The following is an 18,840-nucleotide window of genomic DNA, read 5'->3' on the forward strand; positions in this document are numbered from 1 at the left end:
TCAGGTTCTGTCACAGAACAGTTTTTCCACCTGCAGCACGCCATCGGTGATGCCGGCCAGGCCGAGGAAGCCGCCGTCCTGTCCGTAGACACGGTAGCGTCCGTCCGCGGCCGGGTACCGGCTGGTCGGGCAGCCGTTGAGCAGGTGTCTGGCCACGGCGGGGTCGACGGTCAGGGCCGGCAGCGGCGCAAAGACGCGGTCCACCGGCATCAGCCAGCCCGACTGTTCCAGCGTTCCCTCTGCGGCAGCCTGCAGGATTTCGGGAAGGGTGTGGCAGGATTCAATGCCGAACACCCCGGCCCGTGTGCGGCGCAGCGCGCAGAGCGTGGCGGGCACGCCCAGGGCGTCGCCGATTTCCTCCGCCAGGACCCGGATATAGGTTCCCTTGGAGCAGCAGACGCGCAGCGTGTATTCCTGGGGCGCCGGGCTGCCCAGGTAGGCAATCTCGTGGATCGTGATGGGCCGCGGCGTGCGCTCGACGGTCTGGCCGCGGCGCGCCGCCTTGTAGAGCGGCTGGCCGTTGATCTTGACGGCCGAGTACATGGGCGGCAGCTGCATCCGGTCACCGAGGAAGCGGGGCAGCACATCGCGCACCTCCCGCTCCCCCACCGTCACCGGGGCGCTGCGCAGCACGGCACCGGTGATATCGCCGGTATCGGTGGCGATGCCCAGCCGCAGCGTAGCTTCGTAGGTTTTATCGTGATCGATCTGCCGGTCGGCGGCAGCGGTGGCGCGACCGATAAACACGGCGAGCACACCGGTCGCCATAGGGTCCAGTGTGCCCGAGTGCCCCAGTCTGCGCGTTCCCAGCGCGCCGCGGAGCTTGGCCAGCACATCAAAGCTGGTCCAGCCCGCGGGCTTATCGACGGGAAGAATGGCGCAAAGTTCCTTCATGGGGGTTCCTTTTCTGTTAATTCAGCAGACCGGTGCGCTGAAATTCTTTACGGACTTCCTCCAGCACGGCGTGCTTGGCGTTGTCCAGGTTGCCGCTGATCTCGCAGCCGGCGGCCCGTGCATGGCCGCCGCCGCCCAGACGGCGGGCAATGTTGCAGGCGTTCACGGCACCGGCCGTGCGGATGCTGATCTTGAAGCTGCCGTCCGGCTGCTGCCGGAAGGTTAGGCCCACCTCGACGCCCTCGATGGAGCGGGGCAGGCTGGTCAGGTCCTCGAGTTCGGCATTGGCCACGCCGGACATCCGGATCTGGTCCCAGGTCAGGCAGATCAGGGCGCAGCGGTCATCGTAGAAATATTCCAGGCTTTCCAGTGCCATCCGCTCGGCCAGCAGCCGCGCATGGGAGCGGGATTCAAACAGCCGCTCGTTGAGCTTTTCGGTATCGGCGCCGGCTTCCATCACACGGGACGCCGCAATATGGGTGCGGGAGGTCGTGTTGGTAAACCGGAAGCAGCCGGTATCGGTGGCGATGCCGGTGTACAGGCAGTTGGCAATCTCCGGGGTGATGGTCACGCCCATCTCGACAATCACATCGAGCAGGAATTCACAGGTGGCCGCCGCACCGGGGTCCAGCAGCGTTTCGTAGGCATAGCCGCTGTTGGTGGCATGATGGTCGATACACAGATCGGTATGTTCCGCGTAAAGGGGAATGTCGTTGCGATCGCCAAACAGCTGAATGCTGGCAACATCCACCGCCACCACAAACGCCGGCTTGAAACTGCCGTCGTACCAGCGCAGTTTCATGTAATCGTACAGCGCAGGGATGGGGTCGCTGCAGAGTACGGCCGCGTTTTTCCCGAGCTGTTTGAGCGCCAGGTACAGGGCACCGGCGCTTCCGACTGTATCGCCGTCAGGGTTTTTGTGGCAAAGGATCAGAATATCGTCCGCGCCGCGAAGGCGCAATACGGCTGTCTGCCGATCCACAGATTCGGTCATAAGGGTCCTCTTTTCTCTTCCGCGTTCCCCGGGGACTCCGGTCTGTCAACCGCAGGGGAAGTCGGCCTTTTGGGTTTTGATAAGGGTCATTCCTCGGGTCTGGCTTCGTCCAGATCACGGAGCAGCTCATTGATATGGGCTGCATAGTTTGCGCCGTCATCCTTGACAAAGACAAACCGGGGAGCCTTGCGGATATGCATCCGGCGGCTGACTTCGGTCCGGATATGGCCAGAGGCTTTGTTCAGCGCCTTGACAACCGGGTCGGTCCCGCCTTCCCGGCCAAGCACACTGATATACACCTTTGCCACATCCAGATCGGGGGTCACATCCAGCCGGGTCACGGTCAGAAGGCCGCCGACAACGCGGGGGTCCTTCATCTCGCCGATGATGGCGATCAGTTCCCGTTTCATATCCTGTGCCATACGGCCATGGTTTTTGCTTGGCATAGTTGTTACCTCAAACTCGTATTCAGGCCGGACGATTACTCACGGTATTCTTCCAGCTTGAAGCACTCGAAAACGTCGCCCTCCTTGATGTCGGAGAACTTCTGCAGCGTGATGCCGCACTCGTAGCCCGCAGCAACTTCCTTGGCGTCGTCCTTGAAGCGCTTGAGGGAGGCAATGGCATCCTCGCAGATGACGATGCCGTCACGCACCAGGCGCAGCTGGGCGTCGCGGGTGATCTTGCCCTCCGTGACACGGCAGCCGGCGACGGTGCCGACGCTGGAGATCTTGTAGACCTGACGGACCTGCGCTTCGCCCAGAGCCACTTCGCGGATCTTGGGGGCCAGCATGCCCTTGAGAGCGTCGGAGACATCGTTGATGGCGTCGTAGATCACGCGGTACATCCGCATTTCGACGCCGGCCTGCTCGGCCTCGGCCTTGGCGACCGCATCGGGACGGACGTTGAAGCCGATGATGATGGCGTTGGAGGCATCGGCCAGCGAGACATCGGACTTGGAGATGGCGCCGACACCCGCATGGATGACGCAGACGCGCACCTCGTCGTTGCTGAGCTTTTCGAGGCTCTGCTTGACGGCCTCGGCACTGCCCTGCACATCCGCCTTGACGACGATGGGCAGTTCCTTCATATCGTTCTGGGCCATCTGGTCGAACAGGTTATCCAGCGTAACCTTGGTGTAGGCAGCGAACTGCTTTTCCTTGGCTTCGTTGGTACGCTTGTCGGCCAGTTCACGGGCCAGGCGTTCATCCTCGACCGCCTCGAAGATATCGCCGGCGGTGGGCACTTCGGTCAGACCGGTGATCTCCACAGGGGTGGAGGGGCCGGCGGCCTCGATCTCGACGCCCTTGTCGTTGCGCATCGTGCGCACACGGCCCACGGCCGTGCCGGCAATCAGGCAGTCACCCTTATGCAGGGTACCGTTCTGGACCAGCAGCGTGGCAACGGGGCCCTGGCCCTTGTCCAGACGAGCTTCCACGACGGCGCCCTTGGCGCGGCGGTTGGGGTTGGCCTTGAGTTCCATGACCTCGGCTTCCAGAACGATGCGCTCCAGCAGGTCCTGGATGCCCATGCCGGTCACGGCGGAAACCGGGATGCAGGCCGTCTCGCCGCCCCAGTCCTCGGGCACGATCTCGTACTTGGTCAGCTGTTCCTTGACCAGTTCGGGGTTGGCGGTGGGCTTATCCATCTTGTTGATGGCGACGATCAGCTTGACCTTGGCCGCCTTGGCATGGTTGATGGACTCGATGGTCTGCGGCATGATGCCGTCATCGGCCGCGACCACCAGGACCGCAATATCGGTCATATTGGCACCGCGGGCACGCATGGCGGTAAAAGCCTCGTGGCCGGGGGTGTCCAGGAAGGTGACCAGCTTGCCGTTGACGTTGACCTGGTATGCACCGATGGCCTGGGTGATGCCGCCCGCTTCACCGGCGGTGACGTTGGTGGAGCGGATGCGGTCCAGGATGGAGGTCTTGCCGTGGTCAACGTGACCCATGACAACCACAACGGGCGGGCGCTCGGTGAGCTGATCGGCGCTGTCCTCCTCCTGCACAAAGAGGCGCTCCTCGATGGAGACATGCACTTCGTGCTCGACCTTGGCGTGGAATTCCTCGGCAATCAGGGCGGCGGAGTCAAAGTCGATGACATCCGATGCGGCGTGCATCTCGCCCATCTGCATGAACTTGGCAACCACCTTGGCAACGTTCTGCTTCAGGCGGGTGGCCAGCTCGCCCACCGTGATCTCATCGGGGATGGAGATCTTGAGCTGGGCGTTGCGGGCCTTCTCGAGCTGGATGCGCTGCAGGCGCTCGGCCTCGGTCTCGCGGCGGCGGCCGAACTGCTGGCCGCGCTGACGGTTGCGGTTGTTGAACTTCTCCTTCTTGCCGGAAGGCTGGTTCTTACGCTTGTTGGGCATATTGCGGCTGTCGGCCAGGTCATCGTAGCGGGCGCTGAACTTGTCGACGTTCACATCGACGGTACGGGTATCCACCGAGACCTGAGAGCGGTTGACCTTGACCTGCTCGGTGGCCACCGGCTTCTTGATGCCGGTATCGGCGGCCAGCTCCTGCATGGTCACGCGCTTCTCGCTGCGCTTTTCGGGCTGCTTCTCGTTGCGGCGGTCACCGCGCTTGTCGTTCTTTTCCGGCTTCTTGGCCTCGGCCGCCGGCTTCTTGGCAGCTTCGGGTTTGGGCTGCGGCTTGGGTTCGGGCTTCTTGGCGGAGGCCAGATACTCGTCCAGGTTTTCCACAGCGGTCTCGCGGGTCAGGGCTTCCAGAAGCGCATTGACTTCCTTCTCCTCAAAGACACCGCTGGTCTTGCGGGTTTCGCCGGTCAGGGAGGCGAATGTATCAATCACCTTTTTGGTGCTCAGGTCAAAATCCTTGGCCACATCTGCAATCTTATATTTGAAGTCAACCATTGGCTGATTCCTCCTTCTCGCTGTCGGTAAGATGTTTCGCGCACAGCCGCGCAAAGTTTTCGTCCGTAACCGCAAATACGGCAGCAGGCTTGGGCGTCAGCATCCGCAGTTCCTGCGTGGAGAGCGGCATCACGGCGCAGCGCACCAGGCCGTCGCAGGCAGTCTGCATATGCTGCACGGTGCGGTCGCTGGCGTCGCAGGCCAGAAGCACCAGAACAGCCTTGCCCCGCAGGACGGCCTCCTCCACACGGTCATAGCCGTGGAGCAGTTTGCCGGCCTTGCGGCAGATTCCCAGGGCCCCCAACAGGGGGTTTGCGTCATTCGCCACGGGGCATCGCCTCCTTTGCGGCCTGCTCGGCGCAGGCGATCTCTTCGGTCAGGCGCTCGTAGACGCTGTCCGGCACCGGCACGCCGAACGCGTGCTCCAGCCGTTTGGCTTTGCGGGCTCTGGCCAGGCAGGCAGCCGACGGGCAGAGATAGGCGCCGCGGCCGGAACGCTTTCCGGTCAGATCCACGCCGACTTCACCGTCGGGGCTGCGCACGATGCGCACCAGTTCCTTCTTCGGTTTTTGGGCGTTGCAGCCCACGCACCGGCGCACCGGCACCTTTTTCTGCGGTTTTTGTTGCAAGTGGCTGACCTCTTTTCTTTTAGGGTCCGTGCGGGACGCTTATTCCTCGTCCTCTCCGTAGTAACCGGACTCGGGCCGGATATCAATATTATAGCCGGTCAGATGGGCGCACAGGCGCACATTCTGTCCTTTGTTGCCGATTGCCAGGCTCAGCTGGTGATCCGGCACCGTCACGCGGCAGCTCTTGGTCTCGCCGGGCAGCAGTTCCACCTTGACCACCTTGGCGGGAGACAGCGCGGCCGAGATGAACTCCGAGACATCCTCGCTCCAGCGGATGATGTCGATCTTCTCGCCGTGGAGTTCCTCCACGATCTTCTCCACACGGGAACCGTGTGCACCGATGCAGGCGCCGACCGGGTCCACATCGGGGTTCTTGCTGTAAACGGCCATCTTGGTGCGGGCGCCGGCTTCGCGGGCAATCGCCTTGATCTCGACGGTGCCGTCATAGATTTCCGGCACTTCGAGCTCGAACATCCGCTTGACCAGGCCGGGATGGGTGCGGCTGATCGTCACGCGCGGGCCGCGGTCGGTGGCCAGAACGTCCACGACATAGACCTGCACCATCTGACCTTCGGTGAAGGTCTCGCCGGGCACCTGCTCGTTGCGGGGCAGAACGGCGCTACCGCCCTTGCCCAGATCCAGCACGATGTTGCCGCGCTCGGCATCCACGGCCGTGACGGTGCCGGTGATGATCTCATGCGCACGGGACTGCATCTCGCTGCACTGCAGGCTGCGCTCCCCTTCGCGCAGGCCCTGACGGATGACATGCTTGGCCGTCTGGGCGGCAATGCGGCCGAACTCCTTGGTCTTGAGGGGCGTGACCAGACGCTGGCCCAGCTTGTAGCTCTTGCGGATCTTCTGGGCATCTTCCAGGCTGACCTGCGTGTGGGGGTTCTCGACTTCCTCCACGATGTCCTGCAGCAAACTTGCGCGGAAGGCGCCGATCTCGGGGTCGATGTCCACGACGACGTTCTCGTCTTCCACCTCGTAGTCCTTCTTGACGGCGATCACAATGGCCGCCTTGATCTTCTCGATCAGATAATCGGCGGGCAGGCCGCGCTCCTTTTCCAGTGCAGCCAGGGCGTCAAAGAATTCGCTGTTGTTCGTTGCCATTTTATTTCCTCCGTTGTTGCTGTGTATGTTAAAACAGGTCTTCATCATCGCAAAGTTTGACGTAGCCGGCCGCCTTCAGCGGGAAGGATTCCTCCCCTTCCTCGCTGCGCAGCGTCACGGTGCCGTCCTCGGACAGGCCCTGCAGAATGCCGGTCACATCGCGCCGGCCCTTCTCGTCGGGGCGGATCAGGTGCGCCGTGCATTTGCTGCCCCGGAGCTGTTCAAAATGCTCGGGACGGGTCAGGCGCCGGCCCAGGCCGGGGCTGCCGACCTCCAGATAATAGCTCTGCTCAATCGGGTCGGCTTCATCCAGAATCGGGTCAATGGCGCGGGAGACGGCTTCGCAGGTGTCGGTGTCGAGCGGTTCGTCCCGGTCGATCAGCACGCGGAGGAACCAGTCGGGGCCTTCCTTTTCAAACCGCACATCCCACAGACGCAGTCCGAATCCCTCCACCGTGGGCCGGACCAGTGCTTCGACGGTCGCCGCGGCGCCGCCGGGCTGGCGATTCTTGCCATTTGCCATTGAAAAAATCCCCCTATCACAAAAAGAAAGCGGACCTTTGACGGCCCACTTTCCAATAAAATCATCATCGAACAGTAAGAATATACCACAACCGGCTAAAAATTGCAAGGGGTGTGCGGCATTTTGCGGGAAATTGTAACCTTTGCACCTCAGCGGGAAGCCGCATGGCGCCGGCCTTTGAGGGCGCGGGCGGCCGGGCGTTCCACCGCATAGGTGAAGAACACCGCCGCCCCGAAGGCGACCGCCCAGTACAGCAGGTTGGCCCGGTTCATCCAGGCGGTATCCCCCAGCTGGTTGGGCGGGGTGTCGCCGCTCCAGGCGGGCAGATGCAGGTTGTATTTGAGGAACACCGCCAGCATCTGGTGCCATAAGTAGAAATTGAAGCTGATCCCGGACAGCCAGCGCAGCACCCCGCGCAGCGGCAGTGTGACGCCGAGTCCCAGGCAGACCATCATGGCGGCCGCGGTCAGGGCCAGGGGCATCCGGTCCAGCAGCTGGAACCGCTGATACTCCGCAGCACGGCTCTGCCACAGTGCCAGCCGGTCCAGACCGTACAGCGCCGCCAGTCCCAGCAGTGTGAAGGTCACGCGGGCGCTCCTGGTCTGCAGCACCGGGCAGCGGCCCAGATAGGCCAGCGCATACGCGGCGCCGAATCCCACGGCAAAGACGCCGCAGAAAGCCGGGAACTGGTTGAACAGGCCGGCGTAGGCCGCGGTGCCGTAGCAGTCCAGCGTGCGGACCGACCAGATCCACTGGATTGCCAGCAGAACGGCCAGCGTCTGGACGGGGGCACGGCGCAGCGTGCGGACCAGCAGCGGAAAGACCAGATAGAACAGGGCAAAGACCGTCAGCGTCCAGGTGACGCCGTTGAGCTGGGCCGCGGTATAGGCCTGCGGGAAGAACATCTGGGTCAGCGTGAGGTGTGCGGCAAGGTCGATGCCAAGATCAGCATTCCAGCCGCCGCGCCACAGCAGGCAGATCAGCAGTGACGCCAGCAGGTTGACCCAGTAGCTGGGCAGGATGCGCACGGCGCGGCGGCGGTAAAACGCCAGCGGCGTCACAGCCGGCATCTGTCCGCCCCCCGCCGCTGCATTCGCATAGGGCAGAAACAGGCAGAAGGCCGACAGCATGACCAGCACATCCACAAAGGCGGCACCGCTGCGCGGCCAATGGTCAAGAGCCCCGCCCCCGACCCAGCTCTGCTGCCAGATATGGAACCATCCCACCGCCGCCGTGGCGATCACACGGAGCAGATCCGCGGAGGCGGGGCGGTTCAGGTCCGCGGGTTCCCACAGCTGCGTTTTCAAAATGCCCATTCCCCGTCACGGAAGATCTCGACTTCGCGGCCGTCCTTGGTGACACCGGTCACGCAGGTATCGGGAGCGCCGATCATCACATCTTCATGGATGGCGGAGTCGTTGAGGCCCTTGCGCATCAGCTGCTCGCGGGTCATGGTGCTGCCGCCGCGGATGTTGGTCGGGTAGCCGGCGCCGAAGGCGATATGGCAGGCGGCGTTTTCATCGAACAGCGTGTTGTAGAACAGCACGCCGCTGCGGTTGATCGGGCTGGAAGCCGGGACCAGGGCGATCTCGCCGATGCGGTTGGCGTTCGCATCGGTGGAGAGCAGCTCCGCCAGCAGTGCAGCATTCTTCTCGGCGCCGTGCTCGACCACCGCGCCGTCGCGGAAGGTGACATGCCAGCCCTCGATCAGCTGGCCGTTGTAGACGTAGGGCTTGGTGCCGTAGACAATGCCGTTGACGCGCTCACGGTGCGGTGCGCAGAACACTTCCTCGGTCGGGACGTTGGCAATGAACTCGGTGCCGTTCTCCGCCTTGCTGGTGGCGCCCTCCCAGGTGGCGTCATCGGCCAGGCCGATGGTCAGGTCAGTGCCGTTGGAGCTGACCATCCGGATGTGGTCGAGGTTCCAGGCATTGAGCTGGTCACGATGATGCTTGCCGGCGGCCACATGCTCCCGCCAGGCCGTAACCGGGTCGCCGGTGGAAACGCGGCAGACATCAAAGATGAGCTCCCAGAGCTTTTCCACCGCCTGGTCCTGCGGCAGGTCGGGGAAAACCTTGGCCGCCCAGGCCGGCGCGGGCACAGCCGCCACACACCACTGTACGCGGTCGTTCATCGTATATTCCTGCCAGGGCTTCATGATATTGCGGCGTGCCAGGTTGACGCGGTTGATCTTGGCGGCATCCAGGCCGGCCAGAGCCTCGGGGTCATCGGCATGGATGGCCAGCGTGCAGCAGCCGTCCGGGTCCTCGGCGTAATCGAGGTAGCTGCGCAGCTCATAGGGCTTGAGCGCCGCCAGATCGGCCTCGGCGCCGTACTCCATCCGCAGACGGGTCAGTTTGTCGTCCTCCCAGCGGACGATGCAGTCCTTGGCGCCGGCTTCATAGCCCGCCTTGACGCAGGCATGGGCAAAGTCCGGCATGGACACCGGGCAGCGGATCAGGAAATTCTGGCGCGGCTGTACATTGACGCCGACCTTGACAATGAAATCGGCATAGAGCTGCAGATAGGTCTGATTCATGAAAATTCCTCCTTCGGAATGAATAACGGATTCAGTATGCGCGTCCGGGGCGCCGTGCATCCGGGGTTACTCCACCCAGCGGATCACCTTTTTGTTGCGGGCGGGCGCCTGGACCGGCCCCGCCGGGTAGCCGATGGCCACCATGGCCCAGACGATATGCTGTGCCGGCACGCCGAACCGGTCCAGCAGGGCGCGGACATCCGGTTCGTCGCACAGGCTGTGCAGCGCATTGATCCAGACCGACCCCAGTCCGAGGGCATGGGCGGCCAGCATGATGTTTTCCGCGGCACAGGCGCTGTCCTGAATGCCGTCGGGGTTGCGCCGGTCATTGCTGACCAGCACGACGGCGGGCGGATTGTGGAAGCCGTAGAAGCCCACACCGCACCGTGCGGCGGCCTCGGCGGTGGTCTGTCTGAGGGCCTGCAGGTCATCCGGACGGCGCAGCACGGTGAACCGCCAGGTCTGCAGGTTGCGGCCGGACGGCGCATGGATGCCGGCCTCGACCGCGGCAGCCAGCAGCCCCCTCGGAACCTCCCGCTCGGCAAAATCGCGGACGCTGTGACGGCTGCAGATCGCCGTGAGCACCTCATTGCCGGTCACGGTCCCCTGCTCGTCCCAGATCTGCTGCAGGGCCTTGCGGTCCAGCTTTTTCATCCGGTTGCGGGGCAGTTCGTCGAGCTGCAGATAGCGCTGCGGCATCTTGTACTTTTCCAGCCGGGTGCTCAGATACCGCACCAGGTCCTTTTCCTGATAGGCGGAGGACTCCGGCACCACAAAGAGCACCGGGATGCGTCCCAGGATGCCGTCCGGGTCCTCGGCGCCGATGCAGGCGGCCTCCCGCACCCCGGCGAATTCCTGGGCGATGTTCTCCACCTCCAGCGGGGAGACCTTCTCGCCGCCCACATTGATGATGTCGTCGGCGCGGCCCAGCATATACACATACCCGTCCTCGTCCAGATAGACCAGGTCATTCGTGTAGAGCCAGCCGTTCACCAGCGTCTGGGCGGTCAGTTCGGGGCTGCGGTAATAGCCGGCCATCTGCATCGGGCCGCGCAGCGCCATCCGGCCCGCCGTATTGATATCCCGGGCGGTGGCCGTGATGTCCCGGCCCTCGGGGTCCACCACCTTGAGTTCCACCCCCGCCGCCGGAAGGCCCAGCGAAGTGAGTTTGTCGGGATGGTGGGTCACATCCAGGAAGATGGCGCCGCCGGTCTCGGTGGAGCCCCAGGTATTGTGAATCTCGGTCTCGGGCAGAATCCGCAGCAGCCGGCGTTTCATCGCATAGCCGAGCGAGCCGGCTCCGAACTCGATGAACCGCAGCTGGCCGAGCACCGGGGCAAACCGGTCCTGCATCTGGCGGTAGACCACCTCGATGGACGCCGGGACGCTGACCAGGCCGGTGCAATGGAACGTCGTGATGTTGCGCTCCAGCTCCTTGGCAAAGGTAAAGCCGTTCTGCAGCACCACCGTGGCCCCGACATACAGCAGGGTGCGCAGCACACGCATGCCGACGCTGTGATTGAGGGGCAGCGGGATGAGCTCCACGTCATCGGAGCGGATGCCGATGCCCTGCCGGGTGTTCTGGGTGCTGGCAAACAGGTTGGCATAGGTCAGCATGGCCCCCTTGGGTTTGCCTGTGGTGCCGGTGGTGAAGAGGATTTCGGCCAGGGCTGACCCGTCGGGCAGAAGATAGTCCGGCGCCGAGGCACAGGGATTGGCGGTCTCATCCGCCGAGGCCGCATACAGCGCCTTGAGGGAGAGCTGCGGCGTGGCGGACTGCGGAAGTGCGGTATCGCTGATGAGCAGGCAGGGAGTGAGGAAATCACAGACATCCTGCACGTTTTCCCGCCGGGCAGCCTTGTCGATGGGCACCGACACCGCGCCCAGATACTGGATGCCCAGCAGCACCGCCACATAGTCGGGGCGGGACACCGCCGAGAGCATCACGCAGTCCCCTGCCCGCACCTGATGGTCGCGCTGGAGGATCAGCGCGATGCGGCGCATCCGGTCGGCCAGCTCCCGATAGCTCAGGCGCTCCTCCTTGAACGCAACCGCCAGTTTATCCGGCTGTTCGGCCGCATGGGCCAGAACCGCCTGCACGATGGTCTGATACATCGTATCCCTCCTTTTCCGCGGGACGGCAGTCTCACTGCAGTTTTTCGATCATGCGGGCCATGCCGGCAATGGAGTTGAAGTTCTCCTCCACAATCTCCTCATAGGGGATGGTCACACCGAATTCCATCGTCAGCGCGGCAATGATGCCGGTCAGCGTCAGCGAATCCAGGATGCCGTCATCCACCAGGGAATCCGAGGCGGTGAAGTCGATTTCGGGGTATTCTTCCTGCAGAAGGGTGAGAATCTTTTCTTCCATGGGAGCAGTTCCTTTCTGTTCAGTAATTCATGTAGACAAAGGCGGAGGCATTGTATCCCGCGCCATAGAAACCGAAAATCAGCACGGCAAAGAACGCCGCATAGTAGATGGTCCAGCGGATGGCCACGTTGCAGCCGGCGATCTTCTCCCGCACCGAGCCGTGGCGCTGCATCATGCTGACGCCCCAGAGCAGTACCAGCGAGAGCATCGCCAGCAGGAAATCCGGGCGGTCCAGTCCCAGCGCGTAGAGAGTGCCGTCCACGAGCGCCCAGGGCTGGAACGCCGTGACGATCCGCTGCAAGACCAGGCCGGTGGCGGCCAGCGTGCCGGGCACGGTGAGCAGACGCCCGAAGGTGAAGATCAGGAAGGTGCGCACCTGCCGGAAGCAATGGAAGCTGGGGGCATCGGTGCGGATATGCAGCGCCTGGTTGAGGCGGCGGATTTCGGGTTCCAGCACGTTGGTCAGGATGATCAGCGCGCCCCAGTAGAGGCCCCAGACCAGGTAGTTCCACCCGGTTCCGTGCCACAGACCGGTGAGTACCCAGACAACCGCCGAGGGGATCACCGTCACGACAGCCTTGCCGGCCCGTTTGCCGAACCGTTTGCGCACAGCGGCGGACAGTTTCATCACCCGGGGCGAGATGGCGAGCGGCATATAGATATAGTCCCGGAACCAGCTGCCCAGCGTGATGTGCCAGCGGCGCCAGAATTCCGCCGCCGAGGCCGAGAAGAAGGGATGGTCAAAGTTCTTTTCCAGCCGGATGCCGACGATTTCGGAAAATCCCTGTGCCATGTCCATACAGCCCGAGAAATCGCAGTACAGCTGGAAGGATGCCAGGATGCCCGCCACCAGCAGCACCGAGCCGGGCTGGGTATCGCTGCTGCCGAAGACGGTATCCACCACGACGGCCAGGCGGTCCGCAATGACAAGTTTTTTGAAATAGCCCCAGAGCATCAGCTGCACGCCGCTGCACAGCCGGTGGTAGTCAAAGGGATGTCCGGCAGACAGCTGCGGGCCGAGGTCCTTGTGCCGGGAGATGGGACCCTGCAGAATCTTGGGAAAATAGAGCACAAAGAGGAAAAATTTGAAAAAGTTGGGTTCCGCCTTTTCCTTGCGCCAGTAGACATCGGCCAAATACCCTACCAGGGAGAGAGTGTAGTAGGACAGGCCCAGCGGCACCAGCACCGAGAAGGGCTGGCCGTCGGGGCCGGTGAGCATCACCTTGCTTTCGAGCAGACGGGCAACCTTGATGCCCACCAGCAGCACCGTGAGGACAGCCGCGCAGGGCATCAGGACCCGGCGGGTCTTCTGTTTGGCGGCCGCCTGCCGGCTGCGGCGCAGCGCGCGGTCGGTCTCGCCTTCCAGCGAGGCCTCCGCCGCCCGGTACCGGCGTTCCATCGCGAGGGCGCCCAGCCAGGCAATCAGCGCCATGCCCAGAATGAAGGGAAACAGTTGAGGACCCCAGCTCAGATAAAACACCGCGCTGGCCGCCAGCAGGACGGTCCACCGCCAGGAGATGGGGACAAGAAAATAGAGAAGCCCGGTCACCAGAAGGAACGGGAAAAATACAAGTTCGGTAAAGCTCATCGGCGTTCCTCCCTAGTCCTGACTCTCGATCAGGTATTGTTCATAGCTGCGCAGCAGATCGTTGCGCTGTGCACTGTGGGTACAGCCGTGGGACCCGGTATCCCAGGTGTCAAAGACAACGCTGTCCAGCACGAGGCCGGACAGATTGTCATAGACCACGAGGTTCAGGCCCCGGCCGCCGACCGCATAGTCGGTGCCGTCCACACGGAGCACCGCTTCGGACCCCGACAGGTAGCCCGAGCTGGTCAGCACGGCTTCGCTGCCGTCCGGCAGCTGGGTGCGGTGGGTTGTGCGGCGGTTGGAGAGTTCCTCATAGCGGACGGCGCCGTCCTCCACAACCGCCAGAAAGGCATCGTTGTACTCCATCCGGGCAAAATCGCTTTCCAGACCGAGCGAGCACAGCGCCTGAATGTCCTCCTCCTGCAGGCCGGTGGCCATATCGTCGGAGGCTGCCATCAGGACCGTCACCGAGCCGTCCCATTGCCTGATCCGGCGCAGATACTCGGACAGATCGTATTCGAGCTGCAGGTGCGCCGCCGCGGCGGCCTGCCGGTACGGCACCAGATCAAGGTCGGCGGCGGCATCCTGCCGGGGCTGCAGATTGCGGCGGTCGATCAGGAACTGTGCCAGACAGTCCGACACCTTCTCGGCGCCGCGCAGGTTCAGATGGGCGCCGCCGTCAATGCTGTCGTGGGCCCAGTCGATGCCGGTGTCCACGTCATAGACCATATCCCAGAAGGCCACGCCGGCCAGGGCCGCCGCCCTCTGGGCTTCGCGTGAGCGCGCCGTGGTCCAGCTGGGACTGTACTGCACGGGGTCGGTCACACAGGGGACCTTGAACAGAATCAGTTCGGCACCGTTGGCGTCGCAGAGTTCCCGGATGCGGCACAGGTAGTCGATGGCTTCCTCGCTGATGGCGGGGCGGTAGCGCTGATCTTCCTCGCTCCACTCGCCGTACACACCGTCGTCATACCAGACTTTCCAGGCCGTGTCGTCCTGCCGCAGCGTTTCGGCCATGGCGTTGGCGGAGGCACTGTCATAACCGGAATCCACCCAGCTGGAAAGCATGAAATACCCGCGGGAGAAGCTGTGGCGGGAACCGAACACCTCGGTGAAATCCGCCTGCTGCAGTTCCTTCCAGCGGTCATGGTAACGGAACAGCGGGAACAGATTCTGCATCAGAATCGAGAAGGAATCCTTGCCGGCGTCGGCCGCCCGGGTCAGTTCCAGCGCCATCTCCCACTTGATGTCGCACAGCGGCAGGGTGTCGAGGAAATAGCGGTAGGCGGGTTCGAGCTGGTCTTTCTGGCGGGCGGCCAGCGTTGAGAAGTCCTCAAGAAACAGTGAGGAGGCATCCAGCATGACCACCGAGGGAGACTGCATCCGGAAAGCCCATTTGAGCTCGTAGTATGCCTCCACCGGCGGCTGAAGCACTGCACCCAGGTTGTAGGTGACCAGGCCGGCGGTGTCGTAGATGCGCATCGGGGAGATGCCGTATTCCGCGTGGCTGGTGCCAAGAAAGATCGCCTGTACGCTGTCTTCTTCGAGGTCGGCAAAGCTGCGGAAGTTGCGGGTCAGGTTTTCGTCCTGTTCGGGGTAGTTCCAGGTCGGCGTCAGGATGCGCTGGGCCAGCCAGAGCAGTCCCGCACCGATCAGCAGGAACAGCAATACCCGGCCAGACCGGAACAGGGATTGCCGGCGTTGAGTCATGAATCTGCACGTCCTTCCATGCGGGGGGAACAAAGAAATTCCCCCTTCGCATCACGATCGGCGAAGGGGGCTGCCGCACAAAAGGCGGCTGCGGTGCCGGATGGAATCCGGCCCCGTACCATACGCCCGGAACAGCGGGATCAGAACGCCACTTTCTGGGCAATATACGCCTTGAGTTCCGAGATGGGCAGACGGACCTGCTCCATCGTGTCACGGTCGCGGACCGTGACGCAGTTGTCGGCCGGGGTCTTGTCGTCGCCGACGGTCTGGAAGTCCACGGTCACGCACAGCGGGGTGCCGATCTCGTCCTGACGGCGGTAACGCTTGCCGATGGAACCGGCATCGTCGTAATCCACCATGAAGTCCTTGGAGAGCTCGTTGCGGATTTCCATGGCCTTGTCGCCCAGCTTCTTGGAGAGGGGCAGCACGGCGCACTTGAAGGGCGCCAGGAAGGGATGCAGATGCAGCACGGTGCGCACATCCTCCTTGCCCTTGGAGTCGGTGAGGTGTTCCTCGTCGTAAGCCTCGCACAGGAAGGCCAGCGCCACACGGTCGCAGCCCAGGGACGGCTCGATGACATAGGGAATATAATGCTCGTTGGTCTCGGAGTCAAAGTACTCCAGGCTCTTGCCGGACGCCTCCTGATGGCGGCGCAGGTCGTAGTCGGTACGGTCGGCAATGCCCCACAGTTCGCCCCAATCGGTGAACGGGAAGGCATACTCGATGTCGGTGGTGGCACGCGAATAGAAGGCCAGCTCGGCGGCCTCATGGTCGCGCAGGCGCAGATTTTCCTCGTGAATGCCGAGGCTCAGCAGCCAGTTGCGGCAAAACTCTTTCCAGTAGGCGAACCACTCCAGGTCGGTGCCGGGCTTGCAGAAGAACTCACATTCCATCTGCTCGAACTCGCGGGTACGGAAGGTGAAGTTGCCCGGGGTGATCTCGTTGCGGAAGGCCTTGCCGACCTGGCAGACGCCGAAGGGCAGCTTGCGGCGGGTGGTCCGCTGGATGTTCGCAAAGTTGACAAAGATGCCCTGGGCGGTCTCGGGACGCAGGTAGCAGGTGGAGGAGGAATCCTCCGTCACGCCGATGGCCGTCTTGAACATCAGGTTGAATTTCCGGATGGGGGTGAAATCATGCTTGCCGCACACCGGACAGACAATATCCTCGTGCGAGGCGATGAAGGCATCCATCTCGTCAAAGCTCATCGCATCCACATTGACCTCGGGATGCTCGTCGCCGATCAGCTTGTCGGCGCGGTGACGGGCCTTGCAGGAACGGCAGTCCAGCAGAGGGTCGGAAAAGCTGGAAACGTGACCGGTCGTCACCCAGGTCTGCGGGTTCATCAGGATGGCGGCATCCAGTCCCACGTTGTACGGGCTTTCCTGCACGAACTTCTTCATCCAGGCTTTCTTGACGTTGTTCTTGAACTCAACGCCCAGCGGGCCGTAATCCCAGCTGTTGGCCAGGCCGCCGTAAATTTCGCTGCCCGGATAAATAAATCCGCGATTTTTGCACAGATTGACAATCATATCGAGTGTCTTTTCACTGTTTTTCATAACTGTTCCTACTCCTCCTGCATGGCTGGCTGCCACACAAAGCAATATTTCCGTTTACACTTGTTGCACGGTAGGGAATATTATAACACAAAAGCCTTTGCATTGACAATACAAAGGCCCGGATTTCACATCACAGAAATTGTTTGGAGATCTGGCGCGCCAGTCTGAGCACGGTGCGGCGCTCCCCCAAAGCCGGATCGGCGTCGATCAGACGGCGCAGTTCGGACTCGACGCGCCGGATTTTATGCGGTGCAACGCCAATACGTTTCAGTTCCTCGGTGGTGACCGGCAGCACGATCCGGTCATTTTCCGGTCCGCGGAAGGGCTGCGGGTTGGCGCCCCAGGCAAACAGAGAGTGTTTCATGCAAAATTCCTCCGTCCCGGCGTTGAAAAAATGCCGGATTTCTGCGGGTGTTTTCTGTCATTATACCAAATTTTTACCGAAAGTGTTTATTTTACGTTCCAAAAATATTATAATGACAATATCGGTATGCTCAGAAGCATGCTCTGCCGCGCTCAGGCGCGGGGCCGCTTCCCTGCCGGGTTTTGTGAATTCCGCGCCGGACACATCTGCCGCGCCGGCGCGTTTTGAGGTGAACTGATTATGGCTATGTTCAATTCCTTTGACAGCAAACTGCTGGACGGCGTACAGCACGTCCATTTTATCGGCTGCGGCGGGTCGGGCACCTATCCGCTGATCCAGATTCTGCATTCCCGCGGGCTGACCATCTCGGGCAGCGACGTGGAGGAAACCAAAATTACCGAGTCCGAGCGCGCAATGGGCGTGACGGTGTATCTTGAACATGACGCTTCCCATCTGGGCGATGCGCAGCTGGTGGTGTACAGCGCCGCCATCCATGACGACAACCCAGAGCTGCAGGCGGCCCGGTCCCGCGGTATTCCTGCCGTCGAGCGCAGCGTGCTGCTGGGCTATGTGAGCCGGATGTATCCGCAGAGCGTCTGCGTGTCCGGCACCCACGGCAAGACCACCACGACCGGCATGATCACCACGATGCTGCAGCTGGCGGGCCGCGATCCGGCCGCCGTCATCGGCGGCAAGCTGCCCCTGATCGGCGGCTACGGCAAGGCCGGCCACGGCACCAGCGCCGTCATTGAGGCCTGCGAGTACAGCGAGACCTTCCTGCATCTGGTCCCCTATCTCGGCATCATCCTGAACATTGACAACGACCATCTGGAATATTACGGCACGATGGGCCGCCTCAAGCTGGCGTTCCAGAAGTTCGCGCTGCTCTCCCGCACGGTGGCCTTCAACATGGATGACCGCAACACCCTCGATGTGATGAACTCCATCGACCGGCCGGTCCTGTCCTTCGGTATCGAGGAGGAGGCCCGCTTCCGTGCGGTGAACATCCAGGAATACCGTCCCGGCTTCTATGAGTTCGACGTGCTGGAGCTGGGCGACCGGTTTGCACACATCCGTCTGGGTGTGCCGGGCCGTCACAACATCTACAACGCCCTGGCCATGTGCTGCTGCGTCCGCCCGCTGGGCCTGCGTCCCGAGGACGCCGAGCGCGCAGCCGCGGAGTTCCACGGCACCGGCCGCCGGTTTGAGATCAAGGGCGAATGCAACGGCGCGCCGGTCGTGGACGATTACGCCCACCATCCGACCGAGCTGGCCGCGACAATGGCCACCGCCAAGAAGATGGGCTACAAGCGCATCATTGCGGTGCATCAGCCCTTCACCTACAGCCGCACCAAGGCGTTGATGGACGACTTTGCCAAGGTGCTGCGGCAGGCCGATCAGTGTGTGCTGCTGCCCATCATGGGCAGCCGTGAGGTGGATGACGGCAGTGTGCGCAGTGAGGACCTGGCCGCCAAGATTCCCGGCTGTGTTGTGGTGGACGGACTGAAGTCCGCCGCCGACTGGGTCAAGCAGAATGCCCGTGAGGGGGATCTGGTTGTCTGCATGAGCTGCGGCGATCTGTACAAGGCCTGTGACATGATGGTCGGCAAGGCATAAGCACCCGAATGAACTGGCACCGTTCCGGAGGTTTCCGGGACGGCGCTTTTTTGTTCCACAG

At 62.6% G+C, this 18,840-nt stretch carries 17 protein-coding genes; 1 reads left to right on the forward strand and 16 read right to left on the reverse strand.

Annotation, left to right across the window (positions count from 1 at the left end; all coding sequences use genetic code 11):
• The 16 genes from truB to U0L91_RS03040 all read right to left on the reverse strand — a co-directional run bounded on the left by truB (position 1) and on the right by U0L91_RS03040 (position 17,162).
• Positions 1-894: a tRNA pseudouridine(55) synthase TruB gene (gene truB / locus U0L91_RS02965; protein ID WP_330044743.1), complete on the reverse strand. Its 894-nt coding sequence runs from the start codon at positions 892-894 to the stop codon at positions 1-3.
• Between the two features lie 16 nt (positions 895-910).
• Entirely contained in the window at positions 911-1,888 is a 978-nt protein-coding gene (locus U0L91_RS02970; RefSeq protein WP_330044744.1) for a DHH family phosphoesterase, read from the reverse strand.
• 86 nt (positions 1,889-1,974) lie between these two features.
• Complete coding sequence (gene rbfA, locus U0L91_RS02975) at positions 1,975-2,334, reverse strand: 30S ribosome-binding factor RbfA (protein ID WP_330044745.1); 360 nt, start codon at positions 2,332-2,334, stop codon at positions 1,975-1,977.
• A gap of 35 nt (positions 2,335-2,369) precedes the next feature.
• Complete coding sequence (gene infB, locus U0L91_RS02980; protein ID WP_330044746.1) at positions 2,370-4,769, reverse strand: translation initiation factor IF-2; 2,400 nt, start codon at positions 4,767-4,769, stop codon at positions 2,370-2,372.
• Positions 4,762-5,097 (reverse strand): L7Ae/L30e/S12e/Gadd45 family ribosomal protein, encoded by a 336-nt coding sequence (locus U0L91_RS02985; RefSeq protein ID WP_330044747.1) that lies wholly within the window; start codon positions 5,095-5,097, stop codon positions 4,762-4,764. The genes infB and U0L91_RS02985 overlap by 8 nt, the downstream gene beginning before the upstream one ends.
• The gene (rnpM, locus tag U0L91_RS02990; protein WP_330044748.1) at positions 5,087-5,398 is read right to left on the reverse strand and encodes an RNase P modulator RnpM; all 312 of its coding nucleotides are present in this window, start codon (positions 5,396-5,398) and stop codon (positions 5,087-5,089) included. Before rnpM ends, U0L91_RS02985 begins: the two co-directional genes overlap by 11 nt.
• A gap of 39 nt (positions 5,399-5,437) precedes the next feature.
• Positions 5,438-6,511 carry a transcription termination factor NusA gene (gene nusA, locus U0L91_RS02995; protein ID WP_330044749.1) on the reverse strand — a complete coding sequence of 358 codons (1,074 nt, stop codon included), beginning with the start codon at positions 6,509-6,511 and terminating at the stop codon, positions 5,438-5,440.
• A gap of 28 nt (positions 6,512-6,539) precedes the next feature.
• Positions 6,540-7,034, reverse strand: coding sequence for a ribosome maturation factor RimP (locus tag U0L91_RS03000; RefSeq protein WP_330044750.1), 495 nt, complete (start codon positions 7,032-7,034; stop codon positions 6,540-6,542).
• Between the two features lie 149 nt (positions 7,035-7,183).
• On the reverse strand, positions 7,184-8,341 hold the full coding sequence (locus U0L91_RS03005) for an acyltransferase family protein (protein ID WP_330044751.1): 1,158 nt from the start codon (positions 8,339-8,341) through the stop codon (positions 7,184-7,186).
• Positions 8,338-9,573 (reverse strand): aminopeptidase, encoded by a 1,236-nt coding sequence (locus U0L91_RS03010; RefSeq protein ID WP_330044752.1) that lies wholly within the window; start codon positions 9,571-9,573, stop codon positions 8,338-8,340. Before U0L91_RS03010 ends, U0L91_RS03005 begins: the two co-directional genes overlap by 4 nt.
• Before the next feature lie 66 nt (positions 9,574-9,639).
• Positions 9,640-11,688 carry an AMP-binding protein gene (locus U0L91_RS03015; protein ID WP_330044753.1) on the reverse strand — a complete coding sequence of 683 codons (2,049 nt, stop codon included), beginning with the start codon at positions 11,686-11,688 and terminating at the stop codon, positions 9,640-9,642.
• 31 nt (positions 11,689-11,719) lie between these two features.
• A complete protein-coding gene (locus U0L91_RS03020) occupies positions 11,720-11,944 on the reverse strand; it encodes an acyl carrier protein (RefSeq protein WP_330044754.1) in 225 nt (74 codons plus the stop codon).
• 19 nt (positions 11,945-11,963) lie between these two features.
• The gene (locus U0L91_RS03025; protein WP_330044755.1) at positions 11,964-13,532 is read right to left on the reverse strand and encodes an MBOAT family O-acyltransferase; all 1,569 of its coding nucleotides are present in this window, start codon (positions 13,530-13,532) and stop codon (positions 11,964-11,966) included.
• Between the two features lie 12 nt (positions 13,533-13,544).
• Positions 13,545-15,242, reverse strand: coding sequence for a hypothetical protein (locus U0L91_RS03030; RefSeq protein WP_330044756.1), 1,698 nt, complete (start codon positions 15,240-15,242; stop codon positions 13,545-13,547).
• 140 nt (positions 15,243-15,382) lie between these two features.
• On the reverse strand, positions 15,383-16,798 hold the full coding sequence (locus U0L91_RS03035; RefSeq protein WP_330044757.1) for a glycine--tRNA ligase: 1,416 nt from the start codon (positions 16,796-16,798) through the stop codon (positions 15,383-15,385).
• Positions 16,799-16,928: 130 nt separating this feature from the next.
• Positions 16,929-17,162 carry a hypothetical protein gene (locus U0L91_RS03040; protein ID WP_330044758.1) on the reverse strand — a complete coding sequence of 78 codons (234 nt, stop codon included), beginning with the start codon at positions 17,160-17,162 and terminating at the stop codon, positions 16,929-16,931.
• 240 nt (positions 17,163-17,402) lie between these two features.
• Here U0L91_RS03040 and murC point away from each other — a divergent pair, with 240 nt between their 5' ends.
• Positions 17,403-18,779, forward strand: coding sequence for a UDP-N-acetylmuramate--L-alanine ligase (murC, locus tag U0L91_RS03045; protein ID WP_330044759.1), 1,377 nt, complete (start codon positions 17,403-17,405; stop codon positions 18,777-18,779).
• The last annotated feature ends 61 nt before the right edge of the window (positions 18,780-18,840 follow it).

This window comes from Gemmiger sp. (assembly GCF_036306485.1).
In the GTDB taxonomy this organism is placed as follows: Bacteria; Bacillota; Clostridia; order Oscillospirales; family Ruminococcaceae; genus Gemmiger.

What these genes read in the sequence shown, in the direction of transcription:
- rbfA (WP_330044745.1), bottom strand. Translation starts at nt 2,334, where the DNA reads ATGCCAAGCAAAAACCATGGCCGTATGGCACAGGATATGAAACGGGAA.
- U0L91_RS03010 (WP_330044752.1), bottom strand. Translation starts at nt 9,573, where the DNA reads ATGAATCAGACCTATCTGCAGCTCTATGCCGATTTCATTGTCAAGGTC.
- U0L91_RS03020 (WP_330044754.1), bottom strand. Translation starts at nt 11,944, where the DNA reads ATGGAAGAAAAGATTCTCACCCTTCTGCAGGAAGAATACCCCGAAATC.
- murC (WP_330044759.1), top strand. Translation starts at nt 17,403, where the DNA reads ATGGCTATGTTCAATTCCTTTGACAGCAAACTGCTGGACGGCGTACAG.
- U0L91_RS03040 (WP_330044758.1), bottom strand. Translation starts at nt 17,162, where the DNA reads ATGAAACACTCTCTGTTTGCCTGGGGCGCCAACCCGCAGCCCTTCCGC.
- U0L91_RS03015 (WP_330044753.1), bottom strand. Translation starts at nt 11,688, where the DNA reads ATGTATCAGACCATCGTGCAGGCGGTTCTGGCCCATGCGGCCGAACAG.
- U0L91_RS03025 (WP_330044755.1), bottom strand. Translation starts at nt 13,532, where the DNA reads ATGAGCTTTACCGAACTTGTATTTTTCCCGTTCCTTCTGGTGACCGGG.
- infB (WP_330044746.1), bottom strand. Translation starts at nt 4,769, where the DNA reads ATGGTTGACTTCAAATATAAGATTGCAGATGTGGCCAAGGATTTTGAC.
- U0L91_RS03030 (WP_330044756.1), bottom strand. Translation starts at nt 15,242, where the DNA reads ATGACTCAACGCCGGCAATCCCTGTTCCGGTCTGGCCGGGTATTGCTG.
- truB (WP_330044743.1), bottom strand. Translation starts at nt 894, where the DNA reads ATGAAGGAACTTTGCGCCATTCTTCCCGTCGATAAGCCCGCGGGCTGG.
- U0L91_RS03000 (WP_330044750.1), bottom strand. Translation starts at nt 7,034, where the DNA reads ATGGCAAATGGCAAGAATCGCCAGCCCGGCGGCGCCGCGGCGACCGTC.
- U0L91_RS03035 (WP_330044757.1), bottom strand. Translation starts at nt 16,798, where the DNA reads ATGAAAAACAGTGAAAAGACACTCGATATGATTGTCAATCTGTGCAAA.
- nusA (WP_330044749.1), bottom strand. Translation starts at nt 6,511, where the DNA reads ATGGCAACGAACAACAGCGAATTCTTTGACGCCCTGGCTGCACTGGAA.
- U0L91_RS02970 (WP_330044744.1), bottom strand. Translation starts at nt 1,888, where the DNA reads ATGACCGAATCTGTGGATCGGCAGACAGCCGTATTGCGCCTTCGCGGC.